The following is a 19,120-nucleotide window of genomic DNA, read 5'->3' as shown; positions in this document are numbered from 1 at the left end:
TCCCCCGGTGAGAGTCGAGAGAGTCTGACCGGAAGAAGCTCCGAACGTTTTGGTATGCTGAGGCAGGCCGGAGTTCGAAGCAATTGTCCTCCGGGCAATGGGGTATGGTGTAATCGGCAGCACGACAGGTTCTGGCCCTGTTAGTCTAGGTTCGAGTCCTGGTACCCCAGCGGAGAGAGTTCCACGCGATACCGTGTGGATCGCTCTCGGTTCTACGGCCCCGTCGTCTAGCGGCCTAGGACGCCGCCCTCTCAAGGCGGTAGCGCGGGTTCAAATCCCGTCGGGGCTACGGTGATGACCGGGGATTCCGTTTTCGGAATCCCCGGTTTTTCGTCGTTCCCCTCCGCTTCGCCGCGCGACGCACGCCGCCGGTACGACGATTTCCCGATCGCTATTCGTCGATCGGCTCGCCAGGAGAGGACGTGACGGCCCGCGACGGCGTCGTGCGGCCGAACGCCCTCACCCGTTCCCCGCTCTCGCGGGTGTGGTCCGCCACTCGTCGCGCGGGTGCGGGGCTCCGGCCGGACCGTGGGCGGACCGGCTCACTGGTCGACCTCCCCCGCCGCACCGTTGGCCCGCCGGACGTACCCCGGCCCGCGCTGTCGAGCTGGTGATCCCCGTGCGAGGACCACTCCCGATCCGGACCGGTCCCCGCGCCCCTTCCCCGGTCGCGGCGAGCCGAGGGGGCCGGTGTAGGGCGGAGGAACCGCTCTGTTAGGCTTCCACCTGGTTCGAGGCCCCGTCGTCTAGCGGCCTAGGACGCCGCCCTCTCAAGGCGGTAGCGCGGGTTCAAATCCCGTCGGGGCTACAGGACGAAGGACCCGGGACTCCGTGACGGAGCCCCGGGTTTTTCGCCGTTCGGGGAGGTCCCGCCGGTCTCCGGCGTCCGCCCTGGCGCAACCGGGACCTCGTCCGCGCCCTTCCCCGGTCGCCTCAAAGCTTCACGTGCAGGGCCTCGGCCGCCCCGAGGAGGTCGGCGGCCCACCGTGCGCCGGGTTTGCGCCCGATCCGTTCCACCGGGCCGGACACCGAGATGGCCGCGGTCACCACGCCGTTGGCGTCCCGGACGGGAGCGGAGACGCTCGCCACCCCCGCCTCGCGTTCGGCGATGCTCTGGGCCCACCCGCGACGTCTCACCTCCAGGAGCGTGCGCTCGCCGAAGACCGCGTCGACGAGGATGGCCCGCTGGGTTCCGGGGTCGGACCACGCCGCCAGGACCTTCGCTCCCGAGCCGGCGGTCATCGGTAGCCGGCTGCCGACCGGAACGGTGTCGCGGAGCCCGCTGGGCGGTTCGGCGGTCGCGATGCAGATCCGCTGCATCCCGTCGCGCCGGTACAACTGCACGCTCTCGCCGGTGATGTCCCGAAGCCTGGGAAGTACCGTGGCGGAGGCCTCGATGAGCGGGTCGCTGGTCGCCCCGGCCAGTTCCGTGAGCGCCGCTCCCGGCCGCCAGCGGCCGTCCGCTCCCCGTCGGAGGAGGCGGTGCACCTCCAGGCCCACCGCCAGGCGGTGCGCGGTGGCCCTGGGCAGGCCCGTCCTGGTGCAGAGTTCCGCGAGCCCGCACGGATCCTGGGCGACCGCCCTCAGGACGGCCACCGCCTTGTCAAGCACGCCGATGCCGCTATGCTGTCCCACGTCCCGATACTAATATCTCGTTATCTGGGATGTCCAGATGTTGGGATCACCACGTCGACATCTCGTGCTGGGAGGAGCAATGGGCCGCACGCTCGCGGAGAAGGTCTGGGACGCCCATGTGGTGCGTCGGGGGAGCGGTGACGAGCCAGACCTCCTCTACATCGACCTCCACCTGGTGCACGAGGTCACCAGCCCCCAGGCCTTCGACGGTCTTCGGCTGGCCGGTCGGCCGGTGCGCCGACCCGACCTGACCATCGCCACGGAGGACCACAACGTCCCCACGACCGGGATCGACCTGCCCATCGCGGACCCGGTGTCCCGCACCCAGGTGGACACCCTGCGCCGGAACTGCGCCGAGTTCGGGGTTCGCCTGCACCCGATGGGCGACGTCGACCAGGGGATCGTGCACGTCGTGGGGCCGCAGCTCGGGTTGACCCAGCCCGGGATGACCGTGGTGTGCGGGGACAGCCACACCTCGACCCACGGTGCGTTCGGGTCCATCGCCTTCGGTATCGGCACCTCCGAGGTGGAACACGTCCTCGCGACGCAGACGCTGCCGCTGAAGCCGTTCAGGACGATGGCGGTCAACGTGGAGGGAACGCTCCGGCCCGGAGTGACGAGCAAGGACATCATCCTCGCCGTCATCGCCAGGATCGGAACGGGCGGCGGGCAGGGCTACATCCTGGAGTACCGGGGAAGCGCCATCGAGGCGCTGTCCATGGAGGCCAGGATGACCGTCTGCAACATGTCGATCGAGGCGGGCGCGCGGGCGGGCATGATCGCCCCGGACGCCACCACCTTCGAGTACCTCAGGGGGCGGCCGCACGCGCCCACCGGAGCGGACTGGGACGCGGCGGTCGAGTACTGGAGCGGGCTGCGGACCGACCCGGACGCCGAGTTCGACGCCGAGGTGACCATCGACGCCGACGCCCTCACCCCTTTCGTCACCTGGGGCACCAATCCCGGGCAGGGCCTCCCGCTGGGCGAGCGGGTGCCAGACCCCGCCGGCATCGCGGACGAGAACGAGCGCTTCGCGGCGGAGAAGGCCCTCAGCTACATGGACCTCACGCCGGGCACCCCGCTCCGGGAGGTCGCGGTGGACACCGTCTTCCTCGGCTCCTGCACCAACGGCCGGATCGAGGACCTCCGCGCCGCCGCGGAGGTGCTGCGGGGCAGGAAGGTCGCGGGTGGGGTGCGCATGCTCGTCGTACCCGGTTCCATGCGGGTGCGGGGCCAGGCCGAGGCGGAGGGACTGCACGAGGTGTTCCTGGAGGCGGGGGCCGAGTGGCGGTCCGCCGGGTGCTCGATGTGCCTGGGGATGAACCCGGACCAGTTGGCCCCCGGCGAGCGCAGCGCCTCGACGTCCAACCGGAACTTCGAGGGCCGCCAGGGCAAGGGCGGTCGCACCCACCTGGTGTCACCCCTGGTCGCCGCCGCGACCGCGGTCCGGGGAACGCTGTCCTCGCCGGAGGACCTGCCGGCAGCCGACCTGGCCGCGGCGAGCTGAGCGCACCCGACCACTTCCCAGGAGAGGTGACCGAACATGGAAGCATTCACCACGCACACCGGGGTCGGCGTGCCGCTGCGCCGTTCCAACGTCGACACCGACCAGATCATCCCCGCCGTCTACCTGAAGCGGGTGACCCGCACCGGATTCGCTGACGGCCTCTTCGCCGCCTGGCGGTCCGACGAGGGGTTCGTCCTCAACGACCCGAGGTTCTCCGCCGGGAGCGTCCTCGTGGCGGGCCCCGACTTCGGCACGGGTTCCTCCCGGGAGCACGCCGTCTGGGCGCTGGGGGACTACGGGTTCCGGGTCGTCATCTCCAGCCGTTTCGCCGACATCTTCCGGGGCAACGCCGGAAAGCAGGGCCTGCTGGCGGCCCAGTGCGCCCAGTCGGACGTGGAACTGCTCTGGAAGCTGCTGGAGCAGGAGCCGGGGACGGAGGTGACCGTGGACCTGCGGGAGCGGACCGTCACCGCCGGGGAACTCGTGCTGCCGTTCACCATCGACGACTACACGAGGTGGCGGCTGCTGGAAGGTCTCGACGACATCGCGCTGACCCTGCGCGAGGTCGGCACGATCGACACTTTCGAGGGGAGTCGGCCCGGCTGGCTGCCGACCACCACCCCCGTCGCCGGTTCCTGAGGGCCTGGCGCCGGTTCTCGTTGTGCCGCAACGGGAACCGGCGTCCACCGGGCGTCCCGATCACGGCCGAGGCGAGGCGGAACTCCCCGCTGCCAGGGCCAACTCCCGCCCCGATGACCGCGGTTTTCCCCTGTCGCAGAATGGCGACCCCCGCGACCTCGGCTTACCGTGGCGCAGGTGCCTGTCCTGACAGGCACAGAATCGGCGCATCGCCGAGGGCGCTGTGTTTGTCTCGGGAGAGGGACTGAAGATGAACAAGGCCGAACTCATCGACGCACTCGCCGAGCGTATCGGCGACCGCAAGACCGCCACCGCGGCGGTCGACGGAGTCCTCGACCTCATCGTCCGCCGCGTGCAGAAGGGCGAGAAGGTCAACATCTCCGGTTTCGGGGTCTTCGAGAAGCGGGCCAGGGCGGCACGCACCGCCCGCAACCCCCGGACCGGGGAGGCGGTGCGCGTGAAGCGCACCAACGTTCCCGCGTTCCGGCCCGGCACCAACTTCCGGGAGGTCGTGGGCGGGCAGCGGAAACTGCCCAGGGTGCCCGCCGCCAGGGCGACCACGACCACCACGACCACCACGGGCCGGGGCCGTGGTGGGACCACCCCCACGAAGACCACGGGAACCGGCAAGACCGGGCCCGGGCGGACGAGCACCGGCCGCTCCACGGCCACGAAGTCCACCACCAGCCGGCAGACGACGGGGCGAACCGGGACGACCAGGACCAGCGGTTCGAGCCGGTCCACCACGTCGACCACGGGGCGCAAGACGAGCACCGGTACCCGGTCCAGCGTGCCCCAGCCCCGCTCGTCCTCCACGAAGAGCGGCAGCGGACGTTCCGGTTCGTCCGGCACCACCCGGAGCACGTCGACGTCGACGAGGAGCACGTCGGGCAGCCGGTCCACCTCCGGGGGCACCAAGTCCCGCACGGGGGGTTCCAGCCGGCGCACCACCTCGCGCAGCGGCGGCTGAGCGTTCGGCGCCCTCGCGGCCGGTCGGCCCGTCACCAGCCCCTCGGGTTGGAGATGTAGTCGGCCGCCACCAGCACCGGCCGCGAGGGCAGGAACGACAACACCCAGGTGCTCGCCTTGCGGCTGCGCGGGGCCGGGAGTTCCACCCCGCCGTTGGCCGCCAGCCGGGACAGCAGGCTGGGAATCGCCCCGCCCTGGCTGCACACCACCACGGTCTCCGGCAGCCCGACCAACGCCAACAGGCGGTCCTCGGCCGCAGCCGGCTCCCGAGCGAACGCCTCCTCGGTCAGCGCGGGTTCCGCGACCACCGCCGCGCCCAGCGCCCTCGCCACCGGCGACACCGTGTCGAGGCACCGCGTCATCGGTGCCGAGTGCACCCGGGTCGGCCCGAACACCGGCAACAGGTCCGCCAGCGCCTCGGCCTGTTTCCGGCCACGTCCGCTGAGCGGCCGGAACTCGTCGGCGCCCGCCCACTCCTCCCGGCTCCCCGCCCTGGCGTGCCGGACCAGCAGCACCGTCCGCAGGTCTGGTGGCGCGGCGGCGAAGCGGTCCAGCACCTGCCGGTCGGCCTCCCTGGTCAGGACGGCCCTCGCCTCGTGGACGGGAAGCCACCGCAGGTCGTCGACCTCGTCCCCCGGCCCGAAGTCCCCACCGAGGGCGTGGGCGCTGAAGTACTCGACCACCTTGCGCCCCGCGCCGTCCGGCGAGAGGACCCGGTAGCGGACCGAGCCGAGCGACCTGCCCAGGGCGACCGCCATACCCGTCTCCTCGGCGACCTCCCGGACGGCGGTGGCCTGCCGGGTCTCGCGGGGGTTCCGCTTCCCCTTGGGCAACGACCAGTCGTCGTAGCGGGAGCGGTGCACCACGGCGACCTCCGCCCCGTGCCCGGTCGACCGCCAGCGCCACACCACCGCGCCGGCCGCCCGCACCGTTCGCGTATCCCTGCTGCTCGCCACTGCCCCCACCAGCCCGTGTGCGCCAACCCGTCCGGCGCGCTCCTCCGCGCCGACGAGAACCTACCTGGGGAGCGCGCGTCTCACCCGGTGGCCTGGTACCGGCGCAGCAGTTCGTACTGGTGGTCCCGGACCCGCTCGCCCTCGGTGGGTGAGGGGTCCCACTCCCCGTCCGGCCCCAGCACCCAGCAGCGGACGGACGGGTGCAACGCCGAACGCATGACCGAGTCGAGTTGGTCGACGAGGTCCGGGTCGGTGATGCGCACCTGGATCTCGATCCGCCGGTCCAGGTTGCGGTGCATCATGTCCGCGCTGCCGATCCAGCGCTCACCCGCGCCCACGAAGTGGTAGATGCGGGAGTGCTCCAGGAACCGGCCCAGGATGGATCGGACGTGGATCCGGTCGGACAACCCGGGGATCCCCGGCCGGAGCGCGCAGATGCCGCGCACCACGACCTCCACCGGGACGCCCGCCTGGGACGCGCGGTACAGGGCATCGATGACCTGCTCGTCCACCAGGGCGTTCACCTTGATGCGGACTCCGCTGAGCTCACCGGCCCTGGCCCGCTCGATCTCCCCGTCGATCCGTTCGATGATGCCGCGCCGGACACCGTGCGGCGCGACCAGGATGCTGCGGTAGGCGGTCTGGCTGGCGTAGCCGGTGAGGGAGTTGAACAGGTCCGTGAGGTCGGCGCCGAGGTCGGGTTCCGAGGTGAGCAGCCCGATGTCCTCGTAGGTCCTCGCCGTCTTCGGGTTGTAGTTCCCGGTGCCGATGTGGCAGTACCGGCGGATCGTGGTGCCCTCCTGCCGCACCACCAACGCCACCTTGCAGTGGGTCTTCAGGCCGACGAGCCCGTACACCACGTGCACCCCGGCCCGCTCCAACGCCCGGGCCCACCGGATGTTGGCCTGTTCGTCGAAGCGCGCCTTGATCTCGACCAGCGCCACGACCTGCTTGCCCGCCTCGGCCGCGTCGATCAGGGCGTCGACGATCGGGGAGTCGCCCGAGGTGCGGTACAGCGTCTGCTTGATCGCCAGCACCTTCGGGTCGGCCGCGGCCTGTTCGACGAAGCGCTGCACGCTCGTCGAGAACGACTCGTAGGGGTGGTGCACCAGGATGTCCCGGCGGCGCAGCATCGCGAAGACGTCCTTGGGCGTCTCACCCTCGCCGAAGGCGGGGTTGGTCGCGGGGACGAAGGGGCGGTCCTTGAGCTGGGGGAGGTCGACCCGGTGGAGCAACGACAGGCAGGACAGGTCGAGCGGCCCCGGGACCCGGACGACGTCGTTCGGGTCGACGTCCAGTTCGCGCAGCAGCAGCTCCAGGGTGTGCGGGCTCATGGCGTCGGAGACCTCCAGCCGCACCGGCGGTCCGAACCGGCGACGGGCGAGTTCCCGTTCCAGGGCCTGGAGGAGGTCCTCGTCGCGGTCCTCCTCCACCTCCAGGTCGGCGTTGCGGGTCACCCGGAACACGTGGTGCTCCATCACCTCCATGCCGGCGAAGAGCCGGTCGAGGTGAGCGGCGATCAGCTCCTCCAGCGGGAGGAAGGTGATCGCGGTCGTCTCGCCGCTGGGCTGCACCTGGATCAGCCGGGGCACGTTGTTCGGCACCTTGACCCGGGCGAAGCGGGGAGCGCCGCTGGAGGAGTCCCGGACGATGACGGCGAGGTTCAGCGACAGCCCGGAGATGTAGGGGAACGGGTGGGCGGGGTCGACCGCGAGGGGCGTCAGCACCGGGAACACCTGCTCGCCGAAGTAGATCGACATGAGGTGCTGCTCGGCCCTGCTGAGGTCGCTCCACCGGACGATGCGCAACCCGTGGGTCTCCAACGCGGGGCGGATGTCGTCGAGGAAGGCGTTGGCGTGCTGCTCGGCCAGTTCCTGCGTCCGGGCGGAGATCCTGGCGAGCTGTTCGCGGGGTGACAGCCCGTCGGAGCTGCGGACGGAGAGCCCCGTCTCGTCGCGGCGTTTCAGGCCGGCGACCCGCACCATGTAGAACTCGTCGAGGTTCTCGGCGAAGATCGCCAGGAACTTCGCGCGTTCCAGCAGCGGCTGGGAGTCGTCCTCGGCCAGCGCCAGCACTCGCGCGTTGAAGTCGAGCCAGGACAGCTCCCGGTTCAGGTAGCGGTCCTCCGGCAGCCCGGTCGAGGTCGGCTCGGTCGGGGTCGCCGCGGGGGGAGCCGGGGGGAAGGCGCGACCGGAGTGGCCGCCGTGGGAGATCGCGGCGCTCTGGGCGTCACCGGCGGGACGCGGTCGCTCCGCTCCGGCGGCGACGGGGCGTGGCGCGACCACCGCCGCCAGGTCGGCCCCCGGAGCCGGGGAACCCGATGGACCGGTCCGCTCCGACCGCCCCTCGGCGCCCGCGCCGATGTCCGTCCGCTCGTCCGCCCGATCCCGTCGACCCGTCCCACGCTCCGCTTCCACGAGTCCCCATTGTCCTCCTCAACGACCCCCAACGGGCCAGGAGATACGCGCATTGGGGTGAACATCCGGCGACGGCGGCACGGCGGGTGGGAGAACGAGGGCGACCGTGCCGTCGGCGGCGCGCCACACCGTGACGCGTTGGCCGCTCCGCGGCGCGATCCAGCCGCCCGAGGTCACCGCGACCGCCGGCATGTCCACCAGGAGTCCGTCGTCCCGCAGCACCGTCAGCGAACCGTCGTCGAGGATGTCGCACACCGTGGCCTGCTCGGCCCGCCTCGGCGGCGGTGACGGGGACCCGGTGCCGTCGGGGTGGTGGGGCGAGGTCGTCCCACCGGTGGGCGAGGTTCCCGGCGGCGGGGTGGGTGAGGTGGCCACCGCGCCACCGTAGCCAGCCCCGGTGCGCACCGCTCCGGGTGGCGGCGAGGGGCGGCCGTGGCCGCTCGCCCCGCCGTCCGGTGGGCGCCGGGCCGGTCATGCCCCCCGGCGCGCCGGCCGACGCGCGCCCACCTGGTCCGCCCGCTCGAACAGCTCCGCCGTCCTGGGGCCCAGCCCGAGGCTCGCCGCCTCACCCAGGTCGGCGGCGGTGTCCACGTCGCAGCGCAGCGTCGGCCAGCTCCCGCGCAGCTCCACCGCTCCCGCCTCCCGGTGCCGGCGGGCCGAACCGACCCCGAACCGGGGGTCCAGGGCCTCACCCCGCGCGGCCAGCAGGAAGGTCGTGCCCGTGCCTTGTCGGTCGGGGCAGAACCCCCGGCTCTGGCCGGCCGCCGCGATGGCGGCACCGAGTTCGAGCGCCGTCAGGGCCGGCAGGTCGGCCTGCAACGCGCCGATCCGGTCCGCCCCGACGTGGTTGCGCAGCCACTCCGACCCGTGCCTGAGCGCCGCGTTCAGCCCGGCGTCGTGGTGATCGGTCACGACGGAGAACCCGTCCGCCCGCACCGCCGCCGCCGTGGTCGAGTCCGCGGTCAACACGTGCACTCGCCGCACGCCCACCGCCTCCCTGGCCGCTGTCGCCGTGTCCAACGCCAACGCGATGACCAGGGAGGAGTGCAGGCGCGGGTCCCGCGCGCCGCCATCGAGCGCGCCGAGCAGCCGCGACTTGGCCGCATGCAGCATCTTGACCGGGATCAACAGGTCCACACCGCCATCCACCACACCATCCTGACCGACGTCGTGGTGTTCTGGCGAGACCCCCGCCTAACCTGTCGGACAGGCGGTGGGCACACTCGCGGCAGGCCGATGCGCGACCCACCGCCGGCCGAGGACGAGGGAGGGCTGGGTGACCACCAAGGTGACCAGGGAAAAGGGGGGGTTCTGGGTCGGGTTCGCCGCAGCCGTGTTCTACCCGGCGATCCGGTTGTTCTCCCGCAACGAATTCCGTGGTGGTGATCGTCTCCCCCGTGAGGGCGGCGCCCTGGTGGTGTGCAACCACATCTCCGAGATCGACCCGGTGTACGACGCCGTCGCCGTGCACTCCGCCGGCCGGGTTCCGCGGTTCATGGCCAAGCACAGCCTGTGGAAGGTGCCCGTGGTGGGATCGCTCCTGCGCGGTGCCGGCCAGATCCCGGTGTACCGGGGTTCCGGGGACGCCCAGCGGAGCCTGCGCGCGGCGGTCGAGGGACTGGGTGCCGGGAAGGTGGTCGTCATCTACCCGGAGGGGACCGTCGGGCGGGACCCCGAACGATGGCCGATGTACTCCAAGACCGGTGTCGCGCGGCTCGCGCTGGACACCGACGTCCCGGTGATCCCGGCCGTGAACTGGGGCACGCACGAGGTGCACGACTACCAGACCAAGAAGTTCCGCCCCTCCCCGCGCCGTCGTCGGGTGGTCGTCGAGTTCGGGGAACCCGTTGACCTCGATGCCTACCGGGGACGCCCCCGGGACGCGGCGCTGCTCCGCGAGGTGACCGACGCCGTGATGAGCGGGGTGCGCGACCTGTTGGGGTCCGTGCGGAACGAGACACCCCCGGTGGCCTTCCACCGGCCCGGCGGCCGGAGCGGCACCGACTCCGCCGCCTCCGACGGGGACGCCGCCGGGAGCGCCACCGACCCGGTGGACGGCGCGGCCGACGCGGCCACCGACGCCGAACGACGGCCGGGGAAGGACGGGGACTCCCCGGTGGAGCGGGCGTGAACGCCCCCGTCCCGCACCGCGTCGCGGTGCTCGGCGCCGGGTCCTGGGGTACCGCGTTCGCGAAGGTGCTGGCCGACGCCGGTCGGGAGGTCGTGCTGTGCGCGCGCCGCACCGAGGTCGCGGAGGCGGTCACCACCAGCCGTTCCAATCCCGACTACCTCCCCGGGGTCCCGCTGCCGGCGAACCTGACGGCCACCGCGGACCCGGAGGCCGCGCTCCGGGGCGCCGAGGCGGTGGTGCTCGCCGTGCCGAGCCAGACGCTGCGGGCCAACCTCGAGTCGTGGCGCTCCCTGCTGCCGCCGGCGGCTCCGTTGGTCAGCCTGGCCAAGGGCGTCGAACTGGGCAGCCTGAAACGCATGAGTGAGGTCATCAGCGAGGTCGCCGGGGTGGGTGGTGACCGGGTGGCCGTCGTCACGGGGCCGAACCTGGCGAAGGAGATCGCCGACGAGCAGCCCACGGCCAGCGTGGTCGCGGCCGAGGACCCGGCGTTGGCGCTCGCGCTCCAGCGCGCCAGCTCCACCGGCTACTTCCGGCCCTACACCAACAGCGACGTCGTCGGTTGCGAGCTCGGTGGCGCCTGCAAGAACGTGATCGCCCTCGCCTGCGGGATCGCCGGCGGCCTCGGCTTCGGGGAGAACACGGCGGCGACGCTGATCACCCGGGGTCTCGCCGAGATCGCCCGCCTCGGTGCCGCGCTGGGCGCCGACCCGCAGACCTTCGCGGGCCTGGCCGGCATGGGGGATCTCGTCGCGACCTGTTCCTCCCCGCTGTCGCGGAACCGCACCTTCGGGGGCCGGTTGGGCGGCGGCGCCACGCTGACCGAGGCCACCGCCGCCGGCAACGGACAGGTCGCCGAGGGTGTGAAGTCGTGCTCGTCGATCCGGGAACTCGCGATGCGCCACGGCGTCGAGATGCCCATCACCGACGCGGTGCACCGGGTCTGCCACGAGGGGCTCGCTCCTCGGGCGATGGCGTCCGCCCTGCTCGGTAGGGCGAGGAAGGCGGAGTGGTCGTGAGTTCAGGGGCAGCGGAGTGGGGCGACGGGACCCGGTGCGTGCACGCCGGGCACGAACCACCGAGGACGGGCGCGCCGTTGCGCCCCGGGCCGGTCTTCGCGGCCCCGTACCACCTGGCGGGAGCGGAGGACATGCCCGCCGTCCCCGGTGCGGTGGAGTACGGCCGGTCGGGAAACCCCAGCTGGACCGCTCTTGAGGAGTCCATCGGCTCGCTCGACGGTGGGCAGTGCGTGCTGTTCCCGTCGGGGATGGCCGCGATCAGCGCCCTGCTCCGCGCGGTCCCCCGGCCAGGGGACACGGTCGTGCTGCCAGCCGACGGGTACTACGGGACGAGGAACTTCGCCGCGGCCGACCTGGCCAGGACCGGCGTCACGGTCCGGGAGGTACCGGCCAGGGGACCCTGGTCGGACGAGGTCCTGGCCGGCGCGTGCCTGGTGCTGTTGGAGACTCCGGCGAACCCCGGTCTCGACGTGTGCGACATCGCCGCGCTGTCCGCGATGGCGCGGCGGGTCGGTGCCCTGGTCGCCGTCGACAACACGACCGCGACGCCACTGGGCCAGCGGCCGCTCGAACTGGGGGCGGACGTGGTCGTCGCCAGTGACACCAAGGCGTTGACGGGGCACAGCGACCTGCTCCTGGGGCACGTGTCGACCGCCGATCCCGAGTTGGCCGACCGGCTCCGGGCCGGGCGCGGGCGGGACGGTTCCCTGCCCGGCCCCTTCGAGGCGTGGCTCGCCCACCGCAGCCTGAGCACGCTCGACCTCCGGCTGGCCCGGCAGGCGGAGAACGCGGCGGCGCTGTGCGCGGCGCTCGAGGGACATCCGCTCGTCACGAACCTGCGGTGGCCAGGGCTTCCCGGCGACCCGTCCCACGCGGTGGCCAGGGCGCAGATGCGCCGGTTCGGCGGCGTGTTCCGCTTCGAACTGCCGGACGCCTCCTGCGTCTCCCAGCTGGTCCGGCGCAGCTCGCTGCTCGCCGAGGCGACCAGTTTCGGCGGCGTGCACTCGACGGTGGACCGACGAGCCCAGTGGGGCGACGCCGTCGCGCCGGGGTTCGTCCGGTTCTCCGCCGGCTGCGAGGATTCGGACGACCTCGTCCGGGACGTGGTGGCCGCGCTCGACGGGGTGGCGCGGGACTGACCGCCCGGCGGGCCCGGGGTCCGACCCGGCCTGCCAAGGGGCTCCGGGGCGCTGGTGGTGGGGCCGAGGCGCAGGGTGCCCCGGGTGCGCCCGCGACCCGCCGGCAGCGGTGGCGGCCGTCCTGTCCCACCTGGCGGGAGGCCGGTTCGCGCGTGCCGCTGCCGGAAGGGTGATCTTCCTGGCCTCGGGGTGGTTTGGGCTCGGTCCTCGACGGGTATGACCGCGCGAGTGACAGGGCGGACGCGCGAGAGGTGCGGGGACAGGCTGTGCGGTGGTTCCACCAGCGACGACGGGCGTGCCCGCCGGGTGGCCGGCGGTGCGATCCCGGGGGGCCGAGCGGGCGGGTCACCCGCGTCGGCCATCGATACTCCCGGTGATCAGTTTCTCGCCCGTTCGAGGTTTAGTCACCAAAGTGGAGGATTCTTGACCAGGTTGGCGTGTGCCAGGTTGACGCCCAACCCCGGTCTTGGTTTTCTTAGTCACGGCCCAGGAGCCCGCCCGGTCACGGACGGCGTCACCAGGACCCCGCCCCCGTGCGGTCGACGGGGCTTCGGGCCGCATCCGAGGAGGAACATGCACCAGCGCGGTGGTCGTGAGCGGAGAGGTCCCCTTGACCTCGGCCGTGCCGCCAGCGCGCTGTGTCGTCAGGGCTGACGTTCGTCCGCCGGCGCAGGGCCGGACCGTTTCGCCCGCCCCCGGGGCCACCGGGGATGAGACTTCCCTACCGAGCAGAGGACTTCTGTTGTTCGCCGTGCCTGCAAACACCATCGCGCCGCCCGCACAGCGGTCGGCCGCGCACCCCGTCCGCGTCGCACTCGAGACCGTCGCCAACCGCGCGCACTGGGCGCACCGCCTGCGCTACGACCCGGAACGCCGCTGGTCGGACCTGCTGGAACGCACCGACGACCAGGAGATCTGGCTGCTGTCCTGGCTCCCGGGGCAGCGGACCGAGCTGCACGACCACGGGGGCGCGGTCGGCGCGTTCACCGTGGTCAACGGTGTCCTCACCGAACGGGTGGTCCGGGAACAGCCGGGTGACAACCACCTGGAGGTGATCTCCCCGCTGGTCGCCGGCCAGTCCCGGGTGTTCGGTCCGCACTACGTGCACCAGGTCGTCAACGAGGGACCGGACCCCGCGGTGTCGGTGCACGTCTACCGGCGGGCCCGGCAGCCGATGTCGGAGTACCGCCTCGACCCGGTCGCGGGGCTCGTCCCGACCGGTCGGCGGAACTGGTGAGCACCCGCCACCACCGCCCGGCGCCGCCCGCCTGACCACCGGGACCCGGGCGGCCCGGGGTGGGAACGGCCGCCCGGCCCCTCGGCGGCGGGCGGGACCCGCCGTGGGGGAGGAGCGGACGCCCGAGGGAGGGGTCCGGGCTGGTGGTGGCGTTCCGTTCCCCCGTGCCCGCCGTGACGCGGCCCTCAGCCCAGGGCCTGGCCGGCTCGCCGCCGGACGTGGTCGGGCACATCGCTGTCCCCGGGGAGCAGCGGACAGGGCTCGGGCTCGCCCCACCGCTGGTCCAGGGGCAGCACCCCGGCCCACCGGGTGCCGTCCGCGACGTCCTCCTCGTCGTCGCCGGGAGGAGCGGCCCGGACCTTGACCGCCGCCTCCGCCAGATCCAGCGCGAGGACCGCCGTCGCGGCCAGTTCCCGTTGCGTGGGAGGTCTGGCGTGGTCCCACGAGCCCGGAGCCAGCCGCTCGGTCACCGCGCGCAACCCCGCCAGCTTCGTGCCCGGGTCGTCCACCAGCGCGGGCGTGCCGTGGATGACGGCCGACCGGTAGTTCACGGAGTGGTGGAACACCGAACGCGCGTACACCACGCCGTCGAGCAGGGTGACCGCGACGCAGGCCCGCGCGCCCTCCGCCAGGGCGCGCAGGCTCGCCGCGCCCGTGGATCCGTGCAGGTAGAGGGTGTCCCCCACCCGTCCGTAACAGGTCGGGAGCACCACCGGGCTCCCGTCGAGGACGAGTGAGAGCTGGCAGACCAGGCCGGCGTCCAGGATCGAGTACAGGGTCTCGCGGTCGGTGACGGACCGCCGCCGGCCGCGTCGTACGGTGCTGCGGGGGGTGGGGGACAGCGGCTGTGTGGTCATGGCACGAGTGTGCTGACCCCGAATGGCATTCTGGAAGGGCCACAGAACAGCGATTTGGAAAGGCCACTTCGTCGATGACGCGTGGTGAACCCGCGACCGAGATCCCGGTGAGCCTCGACCGAGGGGCGGGAACGCCGCTGGCGGTGCAGCTGGCCGACGCGCTCCGGGCGGCCGCGGTGGACGGCCTGTTGCGGGCCGGGGACCGGTTGCCGGCGACCAGGAGGCTGGCCGCCCACCTCGGGGTGAGCCGGACGGTGACCACGGCCGCCTACGAACAGTTGCACGCCGAGGGCTGGCTGACCGGGCGGCACGGTTCGGGCACCTACGTCACCACCAGCCCCCCGAGCGGCGCGGCCCAGGAGACCACCGTGGACGCCGCCGAGCCGGAAGTGGGGGAGCTGGTCGACCTCACCCCGGGAGCCCCGTGGTCGGAGGGCATCGACCGGGCCGCGTGGCGGCGGGCCTGGCGCGCGGCGGCGGAGGTCCCGCCGATGACCCGGCCCCGGCGGGCCGGGCTGCCCGAGTACCGGGCCGCCGTCGCCGAACACCTGCTGCGGCACCGGGGCCTGGCGGTCCCGAGGGCTCACGAGGTCGACAGCCCGGTGATCGCGACCGCGGGAACGACCGCCGGCCTGGTCGAGACCGTCCGCGCCGTCCTGCGGCCCGGGGACGTCGTCGCCGTCGAGGAGCCCGGGTACCAGCGGGCGGTCAGCGCGCTCCTCGCGGCGGGTCTGCGCGTCGTGCCCGCGCCGGTCGACGGGGACGGCCTGCTCGTCGACCGCGTCCCCGCCGGCGTGCGGGCCGTGTACTGCTCGCCGGCACACCAGTACCCGCTCGGGGGGCGGCTCCCGGCCGCGCGCCGGGTCGCCCTGGTCGAACGGGCGCGGCACGACGGTTTCCTGGTCATCGAGGACGACTACGACGGCGAGCTGCGCTACGACGTCGCGCCGCTGCCCCTGTTGGCCGCGCTCGCCCCGGAACACGTCGTCCACCTCGGCACCACCAGCAAGATCCTCACGCCGACGCTGGGGGTGGGGTGGATGGTGGCCCCCGGATCGGTGCGCCGGGCGGTGCTGGACGCGCGCGACCGGTCGGGCGTGGGCCCCGCTGCGGCGGGCCAACGGGTGCTGGTCGAGCTCGCCAGGCACGGAGACCTGGGCCGGCACCTGCGCCGCACGCGGCGGGAGTTCGCCCGCCGCCGCGGCGCTCTCGTGGAGGCGTTCACCTCGGCCGGCCTTCCGGTGCTCGGGGACGAGGCGGGTGCCCACCTCGTGCTCCCGCTGCCCTCGGCCGCCGAGGAACAACGGGTGATCGGTTCGGCGCGGCGCGCGGGCCTCGCCCTGGACGGGCTCGGCCGGCACCACCAGGGCCCCGCCGGGCACTACGGAATCGCCCTCGGATACGCGGCCTGCTCCCCCCGGGAACTGGCCTCGGCCATCCCCGTTCTGACCCACCTCGTCGCCAGGGCGTGGTGACGCGGAATACCGGATTGCGCCGAGTGGGTGGAGCGACCGGCCGGTAGGGTCCAGAGCCATGACGCAGCGCAAGATCCGGGTCGCGGTCGTCTTCGGCGGCCAGAGCAACGAGCACGCCATCTCCTGCGTGTCGGCGGGCAGCGTGCTCGCGCACCTGGACCGGGAACGCTTCGAGGTCGTCCCCGTCGGCATCACCCGCGAGGGTGGCTGGGTGCTGGGTGGGGACGATCCGGAGCAGCTGGCGATCCGGGACCGGGCGCTGCCCGAGGTGGACGGGACCAGCGCGTCCCTGGTCCTGCCTGGAGGAGCCGGTGGTGACCTCGTCCGACTCGACCCGGGGCGCGAGGGGGAGCTGCTCTCCGGGGTGGACGTGGTGTTCCCCGTGCTGCACGGCGCCTACGGCGAGGACGGGACCATCCAGGGGCTGCTGGAGATGGCCGGGGTCCCCTACGTCGGACCGGGTGTCTTCGCCAGCTCCGCCGCGATGGACAAGGAGTTCACCAAGAAGCTGCTGGCGGCTGCCGGGCTGTCGGTCGGGCGGTACGTCGTGCTCCGCCGCGACCAGGCGACGCTGACCGAGGACCAGCGGGCGGACCTCGGTCTCCCCGTCTTCGTGAAGCCCGCCAGGGCCGGTTCGTCGCTGGGCATCTCGCGGGTCACCGACTGGTCCGCGTTGGACGAGGCCATCGCGGAGGCCCGGCGCACCGACCCGAAGGTCATCATCGAGGCCGCGGTCCGGGGCCGTGAGGTCGAGTGCGGGGTGCTGGAGTTCCCCGACGGGGAGGTCCGTGCCTCGCTGCCGGCCGAGATCCGGATGGTGGCCGAGGGTGTCGACTGGTACGACTTCGAGGCGAAGTACCTCGACGACGTGTGCGAGTTCGACATCCCCGCCAAGCTCGACGACGCGGTCGTCGAACGGCTTCGGGACCAGGCGGTGACGGCGTTCACCGCCCTGGACTGCCAGGGACTGGCCCGTGTCGACTTCTTCGTCAGCGACGAGGGCGAGCTGATCGTCAACGAGCTCAACACCATGCCCGGTTTCACGCCGATCTCGATGTACCCGAAGATGTGGCAGCACACCGGCATCGACATCGGCACGCTCACCAACATCCTCGTGGACACCGCCCTGGCCAGGGGGACCGGCCTACGGTGAGGGTGGGCCGGCGGGCGCGTCGGACGGCCACGGCACGCTCGGCAACACCGTGATCAGGGTGCCGAGCCCCGCCTGGTGGAAGCGGCGCAGGGTGTTGGCGTCGTCGGAGATGACGTTCAGCTCCCCGCCGCGCCGCCGGAGCCGTTGGTAGGTGGACACGAGGGCGTACACGCCCGCCCGGCCCACGAAGTCGACGTTGCCCAGGTCGACCACCATGCGGGTCGCCCCGGTCCGCAGGCAGTCGGCGAGGAATCCCCAGAACATCTCGGCATTGGTCGTGTCGAGCTCGCCGACGACCTCGACGACGACCCAGCCGTACCGAAGTCCGTGGCGGAGCCGCAGATCCCAGGTGTCCCCGTCCGCCTCGTCCACCATCGGCCGCGTCGTCATACCCGCCTCCTCACACCACCGGGGCGAGATGACCGTGGCACCCCGTCCTGTGATGAGAAGTGCCCGCTCGCGCCCTTCCCGAACCGTGTCCTCACTCGGTCGGGGCGAGCCGGCGAGGGGCGCGCCCGCCGTCGGTCCCTGGCGGCTCGTGGTACCGGGACGTGCTCGACGGTCGGTGCGCCGTGTCCGGGGCACCGGGCCTCGGGACCGGGGCCACCACCCTCGGCCGAACCCGCCCCCGCGGACGTGGGGCCGCCCGGCGCTGCTCGTTCCGGGGACATCGCCTCACCCGGGTCGGGACGGTGCCGCCCCACCCACCCACCCACCCGCGTCCGCGTGCTGGCCGGGGACCGGGTCCCGTCCTCTGCCAGCCGAGGTACCGTCCCGGGCGGTGGGGACCGTGGCGCGGTGGCCTCCTGCCGACCCGAGTCCGGTGGTGGCATCCCGGCGAGCCCGAGCCCGTCCCATTCGCCGGTGCTCCACAGCCCCGCCGGCATCCGACCCTGGCGGGGAGAGGTTGGTGTCCCGTGGCCCCCGAACTCTTTCCCCGCTCCCTGCCGGTGTTCTCCCACCTGGCTGGGCTGCCCGCCGGGCACTCCTGGCTCGCGGGGCTACCGGATCGGGTGGACCGGCTGCGGAGGCGGTGGGGCCTGGTGCTGGGCGCCCCGCTGCGGGGCGGGACGAGTTCCTGGGTAGCGCCCGCCCGCCGCCCGGACGGCACCGAGGCGGTGCTCAAGGTGACCTGGCCGCACCCGGAGGCCTCCGCCGAACCCGACGCGTTGCGGCGTTGGGCGGGCCGGGCGGCCGTTCGGCTGCTCGACGTGGCCGGCGACGACAACGCGTTGCTCCTCGAACGGGTCCGTCCCGCCACTCCCCTCGCCGCGGCGGAGGAGATCCCTCCCGCACGCCGGCTGGAACTCGCGGCGGAGGTCGTCGCTGAGCTCTGGTCGGTGCCCGTTGGTGGAGGAGTGGCGGTACCCGGGCTGGCGGCCGTGTGCGCGGGCTGGGCCGAGGTCACCGCGGCCAGGGCTGGCACGCCGGGAGCGGACCTGGACGCCGGGCTGGTGCGCCGGGGAGTCGAACTGCTCCGGGAGCTCCCGTCCAGCGCGGATCGCGCGGTGCTCCTGCACGGCGACCTCAATCCCGGGAACCTGCTCGCCGCGCGCCGCCGGCCCTGGCTGGCGATCGACCCCAAGCCGGTGCTCGGCGACCCGGCCTACGAGCTCTGGCCGTTGGTCGAGCAGGTCGACGACCCACGTGACCGGCCGTCGGTGTTGGCCAGCCGGTTCCGACTGCTCGCCGACGTCCTGGGCTTGGATCCCGCCCGGGTGGCGGCGTGGGCGCTGGCCAGGACGGTGGAGGGTGCGTTGTGGAGCGCCGCGCACGGCGACCCGGCGGGCGGTCGGTCGGCGATGGCGGTCGCGCCGGTGCTCGCCCGGCTGGCCGGGGTCTGACCACGGTGCGGCTGGCACCGGGCGGGTCGGGGGAGTTGGAACGGCGCGTGGCGGCGCGGGACGAGCCGGCGAACCGCGCTGGCCGGTGGACGAGGACCTCCCGGACAAGCCGCCCGCCACCGGTGGCGCTCCGCCGCCCGGGGGA

17 protein-coding genes and 3 tRNA genes are annotated in these 19,120 nt (G+C 73.2%); 13 read left to right on the top strand and 7 right to left on the bottom strand.

Annotated features, from left to right (window positions below):
- Positions 1-98: 98 nt before the first annotated feature.
- The 3 genes from C1701_RS06420 to C1701_RS06405 all read left to right on the top strand — a co-directional run bounded on the left by C1701_RS06420 (position 99) and on the right by C1701_RS06405 (position 808).
- Positions 99-170 (top strand) — tRNA-Gln (locus tag C1701_RS06420).
- A gap of 46 nt (positions 171-216) precedes the next feature.
- Positions 217-289 (top strand) — tRNA-Glu (locus tag C1701_RS06415).
- 446 nt (positions 290-735) lie between these two features.
- Positions 736-808: transfer RNA gene (locus C1701_RS06405), tRNA-Glu, on the top strand.
- Positions 809-933: 125 nt separating this feature from the next.
- Here the strand turns inward: C1701_RS06405 and C1701_RS06400 are convergent.
- Positions 934-1,635 (bottom strand): IclR family transcriptional regulator, encoded by a 702-nt coding sequence (locus tag C1701_RS06400; RefSeq protein ID WP_051313255.1) that lies wholly within the window; start codon positions 1,633-1,635, stop codon positions 934-936.
- A 79-nt stretch (positions 1,636-1,714) separates the two neighbouring features.
- Between C1701_RS06400 and leuC the strand changes: the two genes are divergently transcribed.
- The 3 genes from leuC (at position 1,715) to C1701_RS06385 (ending at position 4,751) form a co-directional block, all read left to right on the top strand.
- Complete coding sequence (gene leuC, locus C1701_RS06395) at positions 1,715-3,142, top strand: 3-isopropylmalate dehydratase large subunit (protein ID WP_026417141.1); 1,428 nt, start codon at positions 1,715-1,717, stop codon at positions 3,140-3,142.
- A gap of 36 nt (positions 3,143-3,178) precedes the next feature.
- A complete protein-coding gene (gene leuD, locus C1701_RS06390) occupies positions 3,179-3,781 on the top strand; it encodes a 3-isopropylmalate dehydratase small subunit (RefSeq protein WP_026417140.1) in 603 nt (200 codons plus the stop codon).
- A gap of 250 nt (positions 3,782-4,031) precedes the next feature.
- On the top strand, positions 4,032-4,751 hold the full coding sequence (locus C1701_RS06385; RefSeq protein ID WP_026417139.1) for an HU family DNA-binding protein: 720 nt from the start codon (positions 4,032-4,034) through the stop codon (positions 4,749-4,751).
- A 31-nt stretch (positions 4,752-4,782) separates the two neighbouring features.
- Here C1701_RS06385 and C1701_RS06380 read toward each other — a convergent pair whose 3' ends face one another.
- The 4 genes from C1701_RS06380 to cofC form a co-directional block, all read right to left on the bottom strand.
- Positions 4,783-5,706 (bottom strand): NUDIX hydrolase, encoded by a 924-nt coding sequence (locus C1701_RS06380; protein WP_103056980.1) that lies wholly within the window; start codon positions 5,704-5,706, stop codon positions 4,783-4,785.
- 80 nt (positions 5,707-5,786) lie between these two features.
- Entirely contained in the window at positions 5,787-8,123 is a 2,337-nt protein-coding gene (locus tag C1701_RS06375; protein WP_372492971.1) for an RNA degradosome polyphosphate kinase, read from the bottom strand.
- 18 nt (positions 8,124-8,141) lie between these two features.
- Entirely contained in the window at positions 8,142-8,498 is a 357-nt protein-coding gene (locus C1701_RS27190; RefSeq protein WP_337662167.1) for a hypothetical protein, read from the bottom strand.
- A gap of 96 nt (positions 8,499-8,594) precedes the next feature.
- A complete protein-coding gene (gene cofC / locus C1701_RS06365) occupies positions 8,595-9,275 on the bottom strand; it encodes a 2-phospho-L-lactate guanylyltransferase (protein ID WP_081715182.1) in 681 nt (226 codons plus the stop codon).
- A gap of 124 nt (positions 9,276-9,399) precedes the next feature.
- On the opposite strand from cofC, the gene C1701_RS06360 reads away from it, so the two are divergent.
- The 4 genes from C1701_RS06360 to C1701_RS06345 all read left to right on the top strand — a co-directional run bounded on the left by C1701_RS06360 (position 9,400) and on the right by C1701_RS06345 (position 13,646).
- Entirely contained in the window at positions 9,400-10,254 is an 855-nt protein-coding gene (locus C1701_RS06360; protein ID WP_030104004.1) for a lysophospholipid acyltransferase family protein, read from the top strand.
- On the top strand, positions 10,251-11,270 hold the full coding sequence (locus tag C1701_RS06355; protein WP_026417134.1) for an NAD(P)H-dependent glycerol-3-phosphate dehydrogenase: 1,020 nt from the start codon (positions 10,251-10,253) through the stop codon (positions 11,268-11,270). The genes C1701_RS06360 and C1701_RS06355 overlap by 4 nt, the downstream gene beginning before the upstream one ends.
- Positions 11,261-12,409 (top strand): cystathionine gamma-lyase, encoded by a 1,149-nt coding sequence (locus tag C1701_RS06350; protein WP_026417133.1) that lies wholly within the window; start codon positions 11,261-11,263, stop codon positions 12,407-12,409. The genes C1701_RS06355 and C1701_RS06350 overlap by 10 nt, the downstream gene beginning before the upstream one ends.
- 742 nt (positions 12,410-13,151) lie before the next feature.
- Positions 13,152-13,646, top strand: coding sequence for a cysteine dioxygenase (locus C1701_RS06345; RefSeq protein ID WP_026417132.1), 495 nt, complete (start codon positions 13,152-13,154; stop codon positions 13,644-13,646).
- A gap of 185 nt (positions 13,647-13,831) precedes the next feature.
- Here the strand turns inward: C1701_RS06345 and C1701_RS06340 are convergent, their stop codons facing one another.
- Positions 13,832-14,503: a pyridoxamine 5'-phosphate oxidase family protein gene (locus tag C1701_RS06340; RefSeq protein ID WP_103055674.1), complete on the bottom strand. Its 672-nt coding sequence runs from the start codon at positions 14,501-14,503 to the stop codon at positions 13,832-13,834.
- A gap of 74 nt (positions 14,504-14,577) precedes the next feature.
- Between C1701_RS06340 and pdxR the strand changes: the two genes are divergently transcribed.
- Positions 14,578-15,978, top strand: a complete 1,401-nt coding sequence (gene pdxR, locus C1701_RS06335) for a MocR-like pyridoxine biosynthesis transcription factor PdxR (protein WP_026417130.1) — start codon at positions 14,578-14,580, stop codon at positions 15,976-15,978.
- Positions 15,979-16,036: 58 nt separating this feature from the next.
- Positions 16,037-17,131: a D-alanine--D-alanine ligase family protein gene (locus C1701_RS06330; protein ID WP_103055673.1), complete on the top strand. Its 1,095-nt coding sequence runs from the start codon at positions 16,037-16,039 to the stop codon at positions 17,129-17,131.
- Here the strand turns inward: C1701_RS06330 and C1701_RS06325 are convergent.
- Positions 17,123-17,521 carry an STAS domain-containing protein gene (locus C1701_RS06325; protein WP_026417128.1) on the bottom strand — a complete coding sequence of 133 codons (399 nt, stop codon included), beginning with the start codon at positions 17,519-17,521 and terminating at the stop codon, positions 17,123-17,125. The two genes, C1701_RS06330 and C1701_RS06325, sit on opposite strands and share 9 nt — an antisense overlap.
- Before the next feature lie 527 nt (positions 17,522-18,048).
- Between C1701_RS06325 and C1701_RS06320 the strand changes: the two genes are divergently transcribed.
- Positions 18,049-18,975: an aminoglycoside phosphotransferase family protein gene (locus C1701_RS06320; protein WP_035291256.1), complete on the top strand. Its 927-nt coding sequence runs from the start codon at positions 18,049-18,051 to the stop codon at positions 18,973-18,975.
- Positions 18,976-19,120 lie beyond the last annotated feature (145 nt).

Source organism: Actinoalloteichus sp. AHMU CJ021 (genome assembly GCF_002895405.1).
GTDB lineage: Bacteria > Actinomycetota > Actinomycetes > Mycobacteriales > Pseudonocardiaceae > Actinoalloteichus_B > Actinoalloteichus_B caeruleus.
Note: the sequence above shows the minus strand (reverse complement) of the source record. Positions and strands in the feature narration are given on the sequence as shown.